General features: G+C 73.2%; 15 protein-coding genes. 7 read left to right on the top strand and 8 right to left on the bottom strand.

Annotated elements, in window-relative coordinates; genetic code table 11:
• Positions 1 to 116 precede the first annotated feature (116 nt).
• Entirely contained in the window at positions 117 to 359 is a 243-nt protein-coding gene (locus ACFPM7_RS09150; RefSeq protein WP_378245917.1) for a hypothetical protein, read from the top strand.
• Positions 360 to 429: 70 nt separating this feature from the next.
• Here the strand turns inward: ACFPM7_RS09150 and ACFPM7_RS09145 are convergent, their stop codons facing one another.
• Positions 430 to 1,212: an isoprenyl transferase gene (locus ACFPM7_RS09145; RefSeq protein ID WP_378245915.1), complete on the bottom strand. Its 783-nt coding sequence runs from the start codon at positions 1,210 to 1,212 to the stop codon at positions 430 to 432.
• Between the two features lie 40 nt (positions 1,213 to 1,252).
• On the opposite strand from ACFPM7_RS09145, the gene ACFPM7_RS09140 reads away from it, so the two are divergent.
• Positions 1,253 to 1,675 carry a CoA-binding protein gene (locus tag ACFPM7_RS09140; RefSeq protein ID WP_378245913.1) on the top strand — a complete coding sequence of 141 codons (423 nt, stop codon included), beginning with the start codon at positions 1,253 to 1,255 and terminating at the stop codon, positions 1,673 to 1,675.
• A gap of 2 nt (positions 1,676 to 1,677) precedes the next feature.
• Here ACFPM7_RS09140 and trhA read toward each other — a convergent pair whose 3' ends face one another.
• The 5 genes from trhA to ACFPM7_RS09115 form a co-directional block, all read right to left on the bottom strand.
• The gene (gene trhA / locus ACFPM7_RS09135; RefSeq protein WP_378245911.1) at positions 1,678 to 2,349 is read right to left on the bottom strand and encodes a PAQR family membrane homeostasis protein TrhA; all 672 of its coding nucleotides are present in this window, start codon (positions 2,347 to 2,349) and stop codon (positions 1,678 to 1,680) included.
• 125 nt (positions 2,350 to 2,474) lie between these two features.
• Entirely contained in the window at positions 2,475 to 3,221 is a 747-nt protein-coding gene (locus ACFPM7_RS09130) for a methyltransferase domain-containing protein (RefSeq protein WP_378245909.1), read from the bottom strand.
• A gap of 31 nt (positions 3,222 to 3,252) precedes the next feature.
• Entirely contained in the window at positions 3,253 to 3,786 is a 534-nt protein-coding gene (locus ACFPM7_RS09125) for a GNAT family N-acetyltransferase (protein WP_378245907.1), read from the bottom strand.
• A gap of 10 nt (positions 3,787 to 3,796) precedes the next feature.
• Positions 3,797 to 4,351, bottom strand: a complete 555-nt coding sequence (locus ACFPM7_RS09120; RefSeq protein ID WP_378245905.1) for a hypothetical protein — start codon at positions 4,349 to 4,351, stop codon at positions 3,797 to 3,799.
• 71 nt (positions 4,352 to 4,422) lie between these two features.
• A complete protein-coding gene (locus ACFPM7_RS09115; protein ID WP_378245903.1) occupies positions 4,423 to 6,414 on the bottom strand; it encodes a thioredoxin domain-containing protein in 1,992 nt (663 codons plus the stop codon).
• A gap of 56 nt (positions 6,415 to 6,470) precedes the next feature.
• Here ACFPM7_RS09115 and ACFPM7_RS09110 point away from each other — a divergent pair, with 56 nt between their 5' ends.
• From ACFPM7_RS09110 to ACFPM7_RS09095, 4 genes are read left to right on the top strand one after another with little or no spacing between them, the layout of a single operon-like run.
• Complete coding sequence (locus ACFPM7_RS09110) at positions 6,471 to 7,862, top strand: 3' terminal RNA ribose 2'-O-methyltransferase Hen1 (RefSeq protein ID WP_378246337.1); 1,392 nt, start codon at positions 6,471 to 6,473, stop codon at positions 7,860 to 7,862.
• Positions 7,862 to 10,333: a polynucleotide kinase-phosphatase gene (locus tag ACFPM7_RS09105; protein ID WP_378245901.1), complete on the top strand. Its 2,472-nt coding sequence runs from the start codon at positions 7,862 to 7,864 to the stop codon at positions 10,331 to 10,333. The genes ACFPM7_RS09110 and ACFPM7_RS09105 overlap by 1 nt, the downstream gene beginning before the upstream one ends.
• A complete protein-coding gene (locus ACFPM7_RS09100; RefSeq protein WP_378245899.1) occupies positions 10,330 to 10,971 on the top strand; it encodes a nucleotidyltransferase domain-containing protein in 642 nt (213 codons plus the stop codon). The genes ACFPM7_RS09105 and ACFPM7_RS09100 overlap by 4 nt, the downstream gene beginning before the upstream one ends.
• Positions 10,972 to 10,996: 25 nt before the next feature.
• Positions 10,997 to 11,470, top strand: coding sequence for a DNA polymerase beta superfamily protein (locus tag ACFPM7_RS09095; RefSeq protein ID WP_378245897.1), 474 nt, complete (start codon positions 10,997 to 10,999; stop codon positions 11,468 to 11,470).
• On the opposite strand, the gene ACFPM7_RS09090 is transcribed toward ACFPM7_RS09095, so the two are convergent.
• Both ACFPM7_RS09090 and mca read right to left on the bottom strand, forming a co-directional pair.
• Positions 11,467 to 11,727, bottom strand: a complete 261-nt coding sequence (locus ACFPM7_RS09090) for a hypothetical protein (RefSeq protein WP_378246335.1) — start codon at positions 11,725 to 11,727, stop codon at positions 11,467 to 11,469. The two genes, ACFPM7_RS09095 and ACFPM7_RS09090, sit on opposite strands and share 4 nt — an antisense overlap.
• A gap of 82 nt (positions 11,728 to 11,809) precedes the next feature.
• Positions 11,810 to 12,691: a mycothiol conjugate amidase Mca gene (mca, locus tag ACFPM7_RS09085; protein WP_378245895.1), complete on the bottom strand. Its 882-nt coding sequence runs from the start codon at positions 12,689 to 12,691 to the stop codon at positions 11,810 to 11,812.
• 96 nt (positions 12,692 to 12,787) lie between these two features.
• Here mca and ACFPM7_RS09080 point away from each other — a divergent pair, with 96 nt between their 5' ends.
• On the top strand, positions 12,788 to 13,249 hold the full coding sequence (locus tag ACFPM7_RS09080) for a DUF4307 domain-containing protein (protein ID WP_378245893.1): 462 nt from the start codon (positions 12,788 to 12,790) through the stop codon (positions 13,247 to 13,249).
• The last annotated feature ends 119 nt before the right edge of the window (positions 13,250 to 13,368 follow it).

Raw genomic sequence — 13,368 nt, 5'->3', positions numbered from 1 at the left:
AGGTGAACATGCTCAAAATCGGTAACACGAACGCGTTTTGGCCGGACGGCGCGATTGCGAACCTAGTAGCTTTGTCGGCGAACCCCAGATGCTCGTAATGCATGAAGGAGAAACACGTGCTGAAGAAGGCAGGATTCGTCGCTTCCGCCGCCATCGGGATGTCGCTGCTGGCCGCCCCGTTCGCCTCGGCCGACACCGCGGACTTCCCGGACCAGCCGGAGTTCGGCGACGCCGTTGAGCTGTTCACCGACGGTGGCGGCGCCCTGGGCTACGGTGCCGCGGCGGTCGTCGCCGGCGCCTACACCGGCGTCGCGCTGACCCCGGACCTGATCACCGAGTCCCTCTCGGACGGCATCTGAGTCGTGGGTCGCTGACCACACACGCCGAATAGCCCGCAGCGATCCTGCGGGCTATTCGGCTGCCATTTTCCTAAGAGCCGAAGCGCCGGTGCCGAATTCCGTAGGCACGCAGCGCGCGCAAGAAATCGGTGCGCCGGAAATCGGGCCAGTAGGCCTCGCAGAAGTGGAACTCCGAGTGCGCCGACTGCCAGAGCAGGAAGCCGGACAGGCGCTGCTCCCCCGAGGTGCGGATGACCAGGTCGGGGTCCGGCTGGCCTGAGGTGTACAGGTGCTCGGCGATGTGGTCGACCGTCAGCACCTCGGCCAGCTCCTCGATGCCGGTGCCCGCCTCCGCGTGCTGCTGGAGCAGCTTGCGCACCGCGTTGGCGATCTCGTGCCGCCCGCCGTAGCCCACGGCGATGTTGACCTCCATGCCGCTGCGGCCGTCCGCCCTGGTCCGCGCTGCCGCCGCGACCAGCCGCTCGGCGGTGTCCTTCGGCAGCATGTCCAGCGCGCCGATCAGGCGCAGCCGCCACGGCTGCCCCGGCTCGGCCAGCTCGTCCACGACGTCGCCGATGATCTCCAGCAGCGGCGCCAGCTCGGCGTCGGGCCGGTTGAGGTTGTCGGTGGACAGCAGCCACAGGGTGGCGACCTCCACCCCGAACTCCTGACACCAGCCGAGCAGGTCGGCGATGCGCTGCGCGCCCACCCGGTGCCCGTCGTTGACGTCGGTGAACCCGGCTTCCCTGGCCCACCTGCGATTGCCGTCGAGCATGACCCCGACGTGGCGCGGGACCCGCCCGCCGGTCTGCTGGAAGAGGCGTTTCTCGTAGAGGCCGTACACGACATCGGCAACGCGCCTGCGAAGACTCACGGCCTGCCAGCGTACCCCCGTCCGGTGCACACTGGACGACGTGCTCACCGCCTGGCAGGACCTCGCCGTCATCGAACGCCTGGTCCACGAGTCCCGAACCGTCGCCGTCGTCGGCCTCAGCGCCGACCCGCGCAGGCCCAGCCACGGAATCGCCCGCTACCTCCTCAGCGCGGGCCTGACCGTGCACCCGGTGAACCCGGGCATCGCGGAGTGGCAGGGCCTGCGGTCCTACCCCTCCCTGGCCGAGGTGCCCGGTCCGATCGACATCGTGGACGTGTTCCGGCGGCCCGAGCACGCGCCGGAGGTCGCCAGGCAGGCCGTGGCCGTCGGCGCGGGGGCGTTGTGGCTGCAGATGGGCGTCATCAGCGAAGAGGCGGCGCGGATCGCCGCCGACGGCGGCCTGGACGTGGTGATGGACCGCTGCCTGGCCGTCGAGCACCGCGAGGTCGCGGGCTGGTCCTAGGCTCAGGCGTACAGGGCGAACCAGATCGCCACGTAGTGGCACAGCGCGGCGAGCACGGTCGCGGCGTGGAAGAACTCGTGGTGGCCGAAGACCGTCGGCCACGGGTTGGGCCACTTCGTGGCGTAGAACACCGCGCCGACGGTGTAGAACAGGCCGCCGACGAGGATCAGCACCAGCGCCGCCACGCCCGCGTTGGCCAGCAGCTCGGGCAGCACGAAGATCGCCACCCAGCCCAGCGCGATGTAGATCGGCGTGCCGAGCCAGCGCGGCGCGTGCGGCCACAGCAGCTTCAGCGAGACGCCGAGGACGGCCCCGCCCCAGACGATGCCCAGGATGACGTAGCCCGTGGGCTGCGACATCGCCAGCAGGCTGAAGGGCGTGTACGTGCCCGCGATGAACAGGAAGATCATCGAGTGGTCGAGGCGCTTCATCCAGGTGTGCGCCGTCTGCGAGACCCACCAGCGGCGGTGGTAGAGCGCGCTCACCCCGAACAGGCCGAGCACCGTGGCGGTGTAGACCGACGTGGCCAGGGCCGCGACCGCGGAGACGGTGGAGGCGGCGAGGGCGATGAGCGCCGAGCCCGCCGCCATGGCGACGAAGAACGACCAGAAGTGGATCACGCCGCGCAGGCGCGGCTTGGTCGGGCGCGGTTGGTCGACGAGTGCGGCGGTCACGGCACCGAGGTTACGGCACCGTAGGCGCGCTGACCTGTGGCTGCGATCACGGGTGAGCGGGGGCTGGGCGTCCGGCCCCCCGCCGCCAGGTTATCGACTTGGCGAGGGGTGGGGACAGGTCCGGTTCAGGGGGCTGTGGACAGGGGTTTGCGGGCTTCGACCAGGACTCGGCGGCTGTGGGAGAGGAAGCTGCCGTGTTCGGTGATGTGGTCGTGCATGGCGCGCAGGCGGTCGTGGTGGCGGGCGACGGTGAAGTCGGGGACGGTCCAGATGACCTTGCGCAGGAAGTGGATGACGGCGGCGACGTCGAAGAACTCGACGCGACAGGTGGCCTCGGTGAGGGTGTGGACGTCGAGGTCGCCGAGGGTGCGCCGGCGGTCGTAGACCGTGGAGCGGGGTGGGGGCAGGGGGCCGAGGAAGAACTCGGAGAGTTCGCGGTTGGTGCCGTGGCCGATCTGCTGGGTGAGCACGGTGCCGCCGGGGCGCAGGACGCGGGTGATCTCCGGCCAGGGGGTGTAGGTGGGGTGGCGGCTGGTGACCAGGTCCAGCGAGGCGGTGCGGAAGGGCAGGGGCGAGTGCTCGGCGACCTGGACGACCAGCGCGCCGGGCAGGCGTCGGCAGGCCAGGGCGGCGTTGGGCGGCCAGGTCTCGGTGGCGAACTGGCGCGGGACGCGGGGTGCGGTCGCCACGACCTCGCCGCCGCCGGTCTGCAGGTCGGCGGCGGCGCTCGCGCGGGACATGCGGTCGGCCAGCAGGGCGGCGTAGCCCCAGCCGGGGCGCTGCTCGGTGGCGCGGCCCGCGAACCAGGAGAAGTCCCAGCCGTCGGTCGGGACGGACTCCCCCTCGGCGACGAGCTGCTCGAAGGTGGGCATCAGGCCTCCGCCCGACCGTGGGCGGCGGACATCAGCCGTCGACCAGTTCGCCTTCGAGCAGGCTCATCACGTAGACATCGTGCCACCTGCCGTCGCGGCGGAAGGCTTCGCGGAGCCTGCCCTCCTCCACGAAGCCGACCTTGCGGTAGACGTGCCTGGCCCGCTCGTTCTCGTCCACCACGGACAGCTCGATGGCGTGCAGGCGCATGAAATCGAAGCCGTAGCGGCACATGACGCGCATGGCGTCGGTGCCGTAGCCGCCGTTCCAGCAGTCCTTCTCGCCGATGTAGATGTCCAGCTCGGCGCGGCCGTGCTCGGGGGTGGCGTCGCGCAGGACGACGACGCCGATGAGCCGGGACTCGGCGCGGGTCTCGATGCCGAACACCGTGCGCTGGAAGCAGTTGGCCGGGCGGTCGGCCCAGCGCTTGCGGATGGCCGCGAGCGGCTCCGGGTAGCTCTCTTCCAGCCACCGCGTCACGTCCGGGTCGTTGTGCCAGCGCCAGACCGTGTCGGCCTCCTCGGGCTCGAACGGCCGCAGGCGCACGAGCTTCCCGATCAGCGACACGGCTTCACCCCTACAGGTCGGGTCCCTTGGCCCTCAGATCATCGACCTTCGACATCGCCGACCGCAGCTCATTTAGCCACTCGTCGGTGTGCTCCCCGACCAGGCGCACCGCCCAGGCCAGCGCGTCCGAGCGCGAGCGCGCGACGCCCGCGGCGACGAGGGTGTCGAGCACCTGGCGCTCGGGCTGGCGCAGCCGGGTCATCACCGGCACCGACAGGGTGGTGAACAACTCCTCGGTGCCGCCCAGGCGCGCGCCCCAGGCGACCTTGCGGCCGTAGCGGTGCTCGGCCTGGCGGGCGATCTCGATCCGCTCGTCGCGGGTCTCCTCGCGCCAGCGGCTGATCCGGCCGGACTCGGCGGCCGCGCGGGCGGCGTCGTCGGTGAACTCACCGTCGAGCGGGGACAGCTCCCCGATGACGGTGATCTCCTCCCGGTCGACGACCACATCGGGGGCGCCGGTGAACCAGGCGTCCGGCAGCCTGCCGGAGAACCAGGCCGCGGCGTCGTCGGCGGGCGGAAGGTCGGACTGCTGCCAGCCACCGCGCTGGCCCCATCGTCCTCGCATGGCGCACTCCTTGATTACATGATTACGTCGTTGCCGACGTTACGCCTGCGCACCGGAGCCGCGGGGTCCGTTCACCCAGGGCGAACGGTCAGGAGGGCGCGCAGCTCGTCGGCGGTGGTCACCGGCCGGTCGCAGACGTAGCCCCGGCACACGTACGCCGCCGCGCCGCCGCCCACCAGCGGCCGCTCGGCCAGCAGCGGCGCCGAGCCCGGCTCGCCCGCCACCACGACCGACCCGCCGGGCGCGTGCCGCACGGCCGCCTCGGCCAGCTCGCCCGTCCCCGCGACCGCGACCTGCACCGGACCCGCCGCCAGCGCCTCGGCGACGCCCAGCCAGTGGCCCGCGAACCGCGGGGCGCGGGCGGCCAGCGTCCCGGCCCGGCGCAGGGCGGCCTCGGCGGCCGGGCGGTAGAGGTCGGCCGAGCCGGTCAGCGCCGACGCGGTGAGCAGCGCCCCGGCCAGCGCGGAGGCCCCCGACGGGGTGGCGTTGTCGCCGGGATCACCCGGCCGCCAGACCAGGGCGTCGGCGTCGTCGGCGGTGTCGTGGAACGCGCCGGGGGCGTGCGGGTCGGCGAAGTGCGCCAGCGCGGTGTCCAGCAGCGCGGTGGCCGAGTCGAGCCAGCGCGGCGCGCCCGTGGCCTGGTGCAGGGCCAGCAGGCCGTCAGCCAGGCAGGCGTAGTCCTCCAGCACCCCGGTGGCGGTGCCCGCGACCCCATCGCGCGAGGTCCTGCGCAGCCGCCCGTAGACCAAGTGCAGCGACAGCAGCAGGTCGGCGGCGCGGGCGGCGGCGTCCACCCAGGACGGCTCGCCCAGGGCGCGGCCCGCCTCGGCGAGCGCGGCGACGGCCAGCCCGTTCCACGCGGTGACGACCTTGTCGTCGCGGCCGGGCTGGGGACGCCGCGCGCGGGCCGCCAGCAGCGCGGCGCGCACGCGCGCCCAGCGCTCGGGGTCATCGACCCGGCCGAGGCGCAGCGTGGACGCGCCCTCCTCGAAGGTGCCCTCCGGCGTGACCGACAGCAGCCGCGCCGCCCACGCGCCGTCGTCCTCCCCCAGAACCTCGGTGAGCTGCGCCGGGGTCCACACGTAGGTCAGCCCCTCGACGCCGTCGGTGTCGGCGTCCAGAGACGAGGCGAAGCCGCCCTGCGGGGTGGCCAGGTCGGCGAGCAGGAACCGGGCGGTGTCCGCGGCCACCTCGCGGTAGCGTGCCTCGCCCGTGCGGCGGGCCAGGTGGGCGTAGAGGCGCAGCAGCAAGGCGTTGTCGTAGAGCATCTTCTCGAAGTGCGGGACCACCCAGCCCGCGTCGACGCTGTAGCGGGCGAAGCCGCCCGCCAGCTGGTCGTTGAGGCCGCCGTCGGCCATCGCGCGGGCGGTCTCCTCCACGATGGACAGCGCCTCGACGGAGCCGGTGCGCTCGTGGTGGCGCAGCAGGAACTCCAGCACCATCGTCGGCGGGAACTTCGGCGCGCCGCCGAACCCGCCGTTGCGGCGGTCGTAGTCGCCCAGCAGGGAGGCCGCGGCGCCGGCGAGGACGTCGGCGTCGACCGGGGCGGGGGCCGGCGGCGCGGACTGCTCGCGCAGCGCCGCGACCACCTTCGCCCCCGACCCGCGGACCTCGGCGTCGCGGCTGCTCCACGCCTCGTGCACGGCCTCGAGGAGCTGGGTGAACGACGGCATCCCCGGCCGCGGGGTCGGCGGGGAGTAGGTGCCGCAGTGGAACGGCTCGGCGTCGGGGGTCAGGAAGCAGGTCATCGGCCAGCCGCCGTGACCGGTCATGGCCTGCGTCGCGGCCATGTAGACGGCGTCGACGTCGGGCCGCTCCTCGCGGTCGACCTTGACGTTGACGAACCACTCGTTCATCAGCGCCGCGGTGGCGGTGTCCTCGAACGACTCGTGCGCCATCACGTGGCACCAGTGGCAGGCCGCGTAGCCGACCGACAGCAGCACCGGCACGTCCCGGCGGCGGGCCTCGGCGAACGCCTCCGGGCACCACTCCCACCAGTCGACGGGGTTGTCGGCGTGCTGGAGCAGGTAGGGGCTGGTCGAGTCGCTGAGCCGGTTCGCCATGGGGCAAGCGTGCCAAATGCGGTGCCGTCCGGCCGAAGGTGCGCGACACTCGCGCCGTGCTGCTGACCCTCACCACCCGGATGACCGCGACCCGCGTGCCCGCGACCGACCTCGGCCACCTGCTGCACAAGCACCCGGACAAGGCGCAGACCTTCAGCACCTCCGCCGGTCCGGCGCACGTGTTCTACCCGCGCGCCGACGAGGACGTGTGCACGGCGGCGCTGCTGCTGGAGGTCGACCCGGTGGCGCTCTCCCGCGCGCACCGCGGCCGGGACACGGTAGTGGCCGACTACGTCAACGACGGCCCGTACGCGGCGGGGTCGATGCTGGCCGTGGCGCTGTCGCGGGTGTTCACGACGGCCATGAACGGCCGCTGCGACACCCGTCCCGAGCTGGCGGCCGGGCCGATCCCGCTGGCCGTGCGGGTGCCGTCCGCGCCCTGCCGGGGCGGGCACGAGCTGCCCGCGCGGCTGTTCGGGCCGCTGGGCTGGCGGGTCGAGGCCGCGCCGATCCCGCTGGACGCGCAGTTCGCCGAGTGGGGCGAGTCCCCGTACGTGGACCTGCGGCTGGAGGGCGAGGTCCGACTGGCCGACGCCCTGCGCCAGCTCTACGTGCTGCTGCCGGTGCTCGATGACGCCAAGCACTACTACGTCGGCGAGGACGAGGTCGACAAGTTGCTGCGCGCGGGCGGGGACTGGCTGGCCACCCACCCCGAGCGCGACCTGATCAGCAGCCGCTACCTCAAGCACCGCCGCACCTTCGTGCGCACCGCGCTGCAGCGGCTGACCGAGCTGGACGGCTCCCGCAGCGAGGACGCAGAGCGCGCAGAGCCCTCCGAGCACACAGAGCGCCCGCTGGCGGCCGTGCGCCGCGACGCCGTCGTCGCCGCGCTGCGCGAGGTGGGCGCGCGAACGGTGCTCGACCTGGGCTGCGGCGGCGGCGCGCTGCTGCGCGCGCTGGTCGAGGAGCCGTCGTTCACCGCGATCGTCGGCGCGGACGTCTCCCCGCGCGCGCTGGACATCGCCGCCCGCTGGCACGACCGGCTGCCCGAGCGCGTGCGCGAGCGGGTCACGCTGCGCCAGTCGTCGCTGGTCTACGGCGACACCTCGCTGCGCGGGCACGACGCGGCGGTGCTGATGGAGGTAGTCGAGCACGTCGACGCCGAGCGGCTGCCCGCCCTGGAGCGCTCGGTCTTCGGCGTCGCCCGGCCCGCGCACGTGGTGGTGACCACGCCGAACACCGAGCACAACGTGCGCTTCCCCGGCCTGGTCGGGCTGCGCCACCCCGACCACCGTTTCGAGTGGACGCGCGCGGAGTTCAGCGCCTGGGCCGAGGACGTCTGCGCCCGCTTCGGCTACACCGCGGCGCTGCGCCCGGTCGGCCCGGACGACCCCGAGGTCGGCCCGCCGACACAGCTGGCCCTGTTCAGCAGGACGGAGGACGTGTGATGGACCTGGCGATCCCCGACATGGCGCTGGTCGTGCTCATCGGCGCATCCGGCTCGGGCAAGTCGACCTTCGCCCGCAGGCACTTCGCGCCGACGCAGGTGCTCTCCAGCGACTTCTTCCGCGGCCTGGTCGCCGACGACGAGAACGACCAGAGCGCCTCCGCCGATGCCTTCGAGACCCTGCACTTCGTGGCGGGCAAGCGGTTGCGGGCCGGGCGGATCACGGTGGTGGACGCGACGAACGTGCAGCGGGAGGTCCGGGCGCGGCTGGTGCGCCTGGCGCGCGAGCACCACGTGCTGCCGGTGGCGGTCGTGCTCGACCCGCCCGAGTCGGTGTGCGTGGCGCGCAACGCCGAGCGCCCGGACCGCGACTTCGGCGCGCACGTCGTGCGCAGGCACCGCCAGCTGCTGCGCAAGTCCCTTCCCCACCTGGCGAAGGAGGGCTTCAAGCGGGTGCACGTGCTGCGCAATGAGTCCGAAGTGGAGGCTGCACGGTTCGTCGTCGAGCCGCTGCGCACCGACCTGCGGCACGAGAGCGGCCCGTTCGACGCGATCGGCGACGTGCACGGCTGCCGCGCCGAGCTGGAGGACCTGCTCGGCGAGCTGGGCTACGCGCTGGAGCGCGACGGCGAGGGCCGGGCGGTCGGCGCGCGGCACCCGGAGGGCAGGCGCGCGGTGTTCGTCGGCGACCTGGTCGACCGCGGCCCGGACACCCCCGGCGTACTGCGGCTGGCGATGGGCATGGTGGCCGCGGGCACGGCGCTGGCGGTGTGCGGCAACCACGAGCAGAAGCTGGCGCGCGCCCTGGCGGGGCGCAAGGTCACCGTCGCGCACGGGCTGGCCGAATCGCTGGCACAGCTGGAGAAGGAGCCCGAGGCGTTCCGCGTCGAGGTCGCGGCCTTCTGCGACGGCCTGCTCGCGCACTACGTGCTGGACGGCGGCAAGCTGGTCGTGGCGCACGCGGGCCTGCCCGAGCGCTACCACGGGCGCGCCTCCGGCGCCGTGCGCTCCTTCGCTCTCTACGGCGACACGACCGGCGAGACCGACGAATACGGCCTGCCGGTGCGCTACCCGTGGGCCACGGAGTACCGCGGCGCCGCGATGGTCCTTTATGGACACACGCCGACGCCGGAGGCGGAGTGGGTCAACAACACCATGTGCCTGGACACCGGCGTGGTCTTCGGCGGGAAGCTGACGGCGCTGCGCTACCCCGAGCGCGCGGTGGTCTCGGTGCCCGCGCACGAGACCTGGTACGAGCCCAAGCGCCCGCTCGGCGGCGCGGTCCGCGAGCCGGACTCCGTCGAGCTGACCGACGTCGTCGGCAAGCGGATCGTGGAGACCGGCTACGGGGACGTGACCGTGCGCGCCGAGCAGGCCGCCGCCGCGCTGGAGGTGATGAGCCGCTTCGCGGTGGACCCGCGCGCGCTCTGGTACCTGCCGCCGACCATGACCCCGCCGCCCGCCCACCGCGGCGGTGAGCTGCTGGAGCACCCGGCCGAGGCGTTCGCCGACTACCGGGAGCTGGGCGTTCGCGAGGTCGTGTGCGAGGAGAAGCACATGGGCTCGCGCGGGGTCGTGCTGCTGCGCCGCGACGGCTCGGGGGTCGCCCACACCCGCACCGGGCGCGCGTTCTTCGCCGACGCCGCCGAGGCCTCGGCCGTGCTCGCCCGCGCGGCCGAGGCGGTCACCGCGGCGGGCCTGTGGGCCGAGCTGGGCGCCGACTGGGTGCTGCTGGACACCGAGATCATGCCGTGGACGGCGAAGGCCTTGGACCTGGTCAAAGACCAGTACGCGGCCGTCGGCGCAGCGGCGGGGGCCGTGCTGCCCGCGGCGGTCGAGTCGCTGGCCGCCGCCGCCGAACGCGGCATCGATGTCGCCGACCTGCTCGCCAGGACCCGGCGGCGCGCGGGCAACGCGACCGCGTACCGCGCCGCCTACCGCCACCACTGCGCGGGCCCGGTGCGCATCGCGCCGTTCCAGCTGCTGGCCACCGAAGGCGCGACCTACCACGACCGGCCGCACCTGTGGCACCTGGAACTGGCCGACCGGCTCGTCGCCGCCGACCCGGAGACCTTCGCCACCACGCGCAGGCTCCTGGTCGACACCTCCGACGCCGACTCGGTCGCGACGGGGACGCTCTGGTGGACGGAGCTGACGGCGGCGGGCGGCGAGGGCATGGTGGTCAAACCCGCGGCGAACCTGGTCACCCGCGGCAGGCGGACCGCGCAGGCCGGGATCAAGGTCCGCGGCCCGGAGTATCTGCGGATCATCTACGGCCCGGACTACCCCGACCACCTGGACCGGCTGCGTGAGCGCAACCTCGGGCACAAGCGGTCCCTGGCGCAGCGGGAGTACGCCCTCGGCCTGGCGGGCCTGGAGCGCCTGGCGAAGGGGGAACCGCTGTGGCGGGTGCACGAGTGCGCCTTCGCGGTGCTGGCCCTGGAGTCCGAGCCGGTGGACCCGCGGCTGTGAGGACGACCATCCTGCTGACCGTGGTCGGCTCGCAGGCCTACGGCCTCGCCGGACCGGAGTCCGATGTGGACATGCGTGGCGTGTACGTGCCGCCGACGGAGGCGTTCTGGCGCTTCGACAAGCCGCCGACGAGCGTGACGGGGCCGGAGCCGGAGCGGCTGGACTGGGAGGTGGAGCACTTCTGCGCGCTGGCGCTCAGGGCCAACCCGACGGTCCTGGAGGCACTGGCCAGCCCGCTGGTGCGCGCGTGCACGCCGGTCGGAGCCGAGTTGCGCGGGCTGCTGCCCGCGTTCCTGTCGCGGCGGGCGGCGGACACCTTCGCGCACACCGCGCGCAGGCAGCTCGGCCGCGCGCTGGTCCCCGAGCGGCCCAAGCTCAAGCAGCTCATGCACGTCATCCGGCTCACCGAGGTCGCGCTGCGGCTGGTGCGCACGGGTGAGCTGTCGCTGCTCGCCGAGGACAGGGACGCCCTGCTCGCGGTGCGCAGCGGCGAGACCCCGCTGCCCGAGTCGGTCGCCCGCGCCCGCTCGCTGCTCACCGACCTCGCCGCCGCCGACAGCGGCCCCCTGCCCGCCGCACCCGACCGCGCGGTGGTGCAGGACTGGCTGGTGACGGTCCGCCGGAGGTTCCTGCCATGACCCGACCCCACCCGACCTGACCGACGTGGTCGCCACGCTGCGAGGCCCGCCGCTGTTCGCGACCGTCTCCGGCGCGCACCTGTACGGCTTCCCGCCGGTCGACTCCGCGGCTGCTGCTCAAGCCCACCGGCTACGTGCTGGAGCAGCTGCTCTCCCCCTTGTCGTCGGCACCGGGGACGTGCACGCCGAACTGGTGGCGCTGGCGCCCGCGCTGATCACCAGCGGGCACTCCCGGCACTACCTGGGCTTCGCCCGGAACCAGCGCAAGCTCTTCGCCCAGTCCGGCGAACTCAAGCCGTTGCTGTACGCCTTCCGCGTGCTGCTGACCGGCCACGCACCTCGCTCGCCGAGGTCCCCGGCGCACCGGTCGCGGCATGTCTCGGCGAGGACCTCGACCGGCTCGCCGCGATGCTGGTCGACGCCGCGGCGGGCAGCACGCTGCCCGCCGAGCCAACCGGGTTCGACGCGGTGGACGACCTGGTCGTGCGGGCCCGCCTAGGCCTTCGCCGGGGGCGGGCTGTCCGGGGCGTCGTCGGCAGGGGTGTCGAAGGACTGCGGGACGCGCTTGAGGTGCTTGGTCATCGAGCGGATCAGGAAAGCGACCGCGACGAAGAACAGAATGAGGATCAGGAAGCCCAGCGGGGAGGACTTGCCGAAGTCCTCCCCCTGGCCGCCGGGGTCGGCCGGGCCGGGGGGTGGCGGGGCGGGCTGCCCGGCGAGCGCGACCGTGCCCGCCGACGCGGGGTCGGCGGGCAGGTCAACGAAGAAGGTCACCAGGGCAGTTTAGACGGTGGCCCCGCTCACCCGAGCCGTGCACCGCGCGGTCGGACGGGCGGCGTCAGACGGCCGCCTTGGCCGAGATGCCGGAGAACAGGTCGTCCTCGGGGAGGGTGCTGTCGACCAGCGAGCGCACCAGCTCGTACTCCTCGTACGGCCAGACCTCGCGCTGCACGTCCAGCGGCACCGCGAACCAGCGGCTCTTGGGGTCGATCTGGGTGGCGTGGGCGAGCAGGGCGGCGTCGCGGGTCTCGAAGTGCTCGGCGCACTCCACCCGCGAGGTGACGCGGTGGGAGATGTCTCCGCGCTCGGGCTTCCAGTTCTCCAGCCACTCGCCGTAGGGCGACTCCAGGCCGCGGGCCAGCAGCGCCTCGTGCATCGCGACCAGGCGGGTGCGGGAGAACCCGTGGGAGTAGTACAGCTTCAGCGGTGTCCACGGCTCGCCCTGCTCCGGGTGCAGGTCGGGGTCGCCCGCGGCGTCGAAGGCCGCGACGGAGACCTCGTGGCAGCGGATGTGGTCGGGGTGCGGGTAGCCGCCGTTCTCGTCGTAGGTGACGATCACGTGCGGCTTGAACTCGCGGATGGCCCTGACCAGCGGCGGGACCGACTCCTCCAGCGGCACCAGGGCGAAGCAGCCCGCAGGCAGCGGCGGCAGCGGGTCGCCCTCGGGCAGGCCGGAGTCGACGAAGCCCAGCCAGCGGTGCTGCACGCCGAGGATCTCCGCCGCGCGCGCCATCTCCTGGCGGCGGACCGAGGAGATGTCGGCGGTGATCTCCGGGCGGTCCATGGCCGGGTTGAGGATGTCGCCACGCTCACCGCCGGTGCAGGTGACCACCATGACCTCGTGGCCGTCGGCGACGTACTTGGCCATCGTGGCCGCGCCCTTGCTGGACTCGTCGTCCGGGTGCGCGTGCACCGCCATCAGCCGCAGTGTCTCTGCCATGCCCGTACGGACCCCCTCCTGATAGACCCTCCGCCCCCAAAGCGGATACTCGCTTACGAGTAGTACGAACGCGCGTCCGCCTCTCCATTGTTCCCGGTGAGGCGCGGATCGGTGCAGGAGGGCCGTCGGTTGGGCACGTTGCCGGAAGGTCGCTACGGGAAGCGACCGTCTCGTCGCACTCCGCTCACGCGCGCGGTGATCGTGGCGGCGGCGCTGGCGGTCGGCATCGGGATCGCGTTCCTGGCCTACCTCAACCTGGGCTCGGCGCCCATCACCGCCGAGCGCGCCGGCTACGAGAGCCTGCCGGAGAACCGCATGCGCTTCGCCTTCGACGTCAGCCGGGACGAACCGGGCCTGCCGGTCGTCTGCGTGGTCCGGGTTCGCGAGATCAACGGCACGGAGACGGGCCGCCGCGAGGTCCTGGTGCCCGCGGGCGGCTCGCCGCAGCGCGTGGAGACCGTGATCACCGGATCGGCGGAACCGGTTACGGCAGACGTGTTCGGCTGCTCGTACCAGGTGCCGGATTACCTGTCCACCGAGGAGCGGCCAACGGGGTGAACTCCGAGGTGAATACCGGCTAATCGGACTTTTCGGGCGTCTTCGCACGTTCGTTCGTGCTACGCTCTGTCGACGCACGGCCCCTAGGAGGGCCGTGTTTTTTCACATTCCGGGTAGCG

This window comes from Actinokineospora guangxiensis (genome assembly GCF_042657845.1).
Taxonomy (GTDB): Bacteria; Actinomycetota; Actinomycetes; order Mycobacteriales; family Pseudonocardiaceae; genus Actinokineospora; species Actinokineospora guangxiensis.
Note: the sequence above shows the minus strand (reverse complement) of the source record. Positions and strands in the feature narration are given on the sequence as shown.

Coding starts and splice junctions, on each gene's coding strand:
- ACFPM7_RS09130 (WP_378245909.1), bottom strand. CDS start 3,221: ATGCCCACCTTCGAGCAGCTCGTCGCCGAGGGGGAGTCCGTCCCGACC.
- ACFPM7_RS09105 (WP_378245901.1), top strand. CDS start 7,862: ATGGACCTGGCGATCCCCGACATGGCGCTGGTCGTGCTCATCGGCGCA.
- ACFPM7_RS09120 (WP_378245905.1), bottom strand. CDS start 4,351: ATGCGAGGACGATGGGGCCAGCGCGGTGGCTGGCAGCAGTCCGACCTT.
- mca (WP_378245895.1), bottom strand. CDS start 12,691: ATGGCAGAGACACTGCGGCTGATGGCGGTGCACGCGCACCCGGACGAC.
- ACFPM7_RS09115 (WP_378245903.1), bottom strand. CDS start 6,414: ATGGCGAACCGGCTCAGCGACTCGACCAGCCCCTACCTGCTCCAGCAC.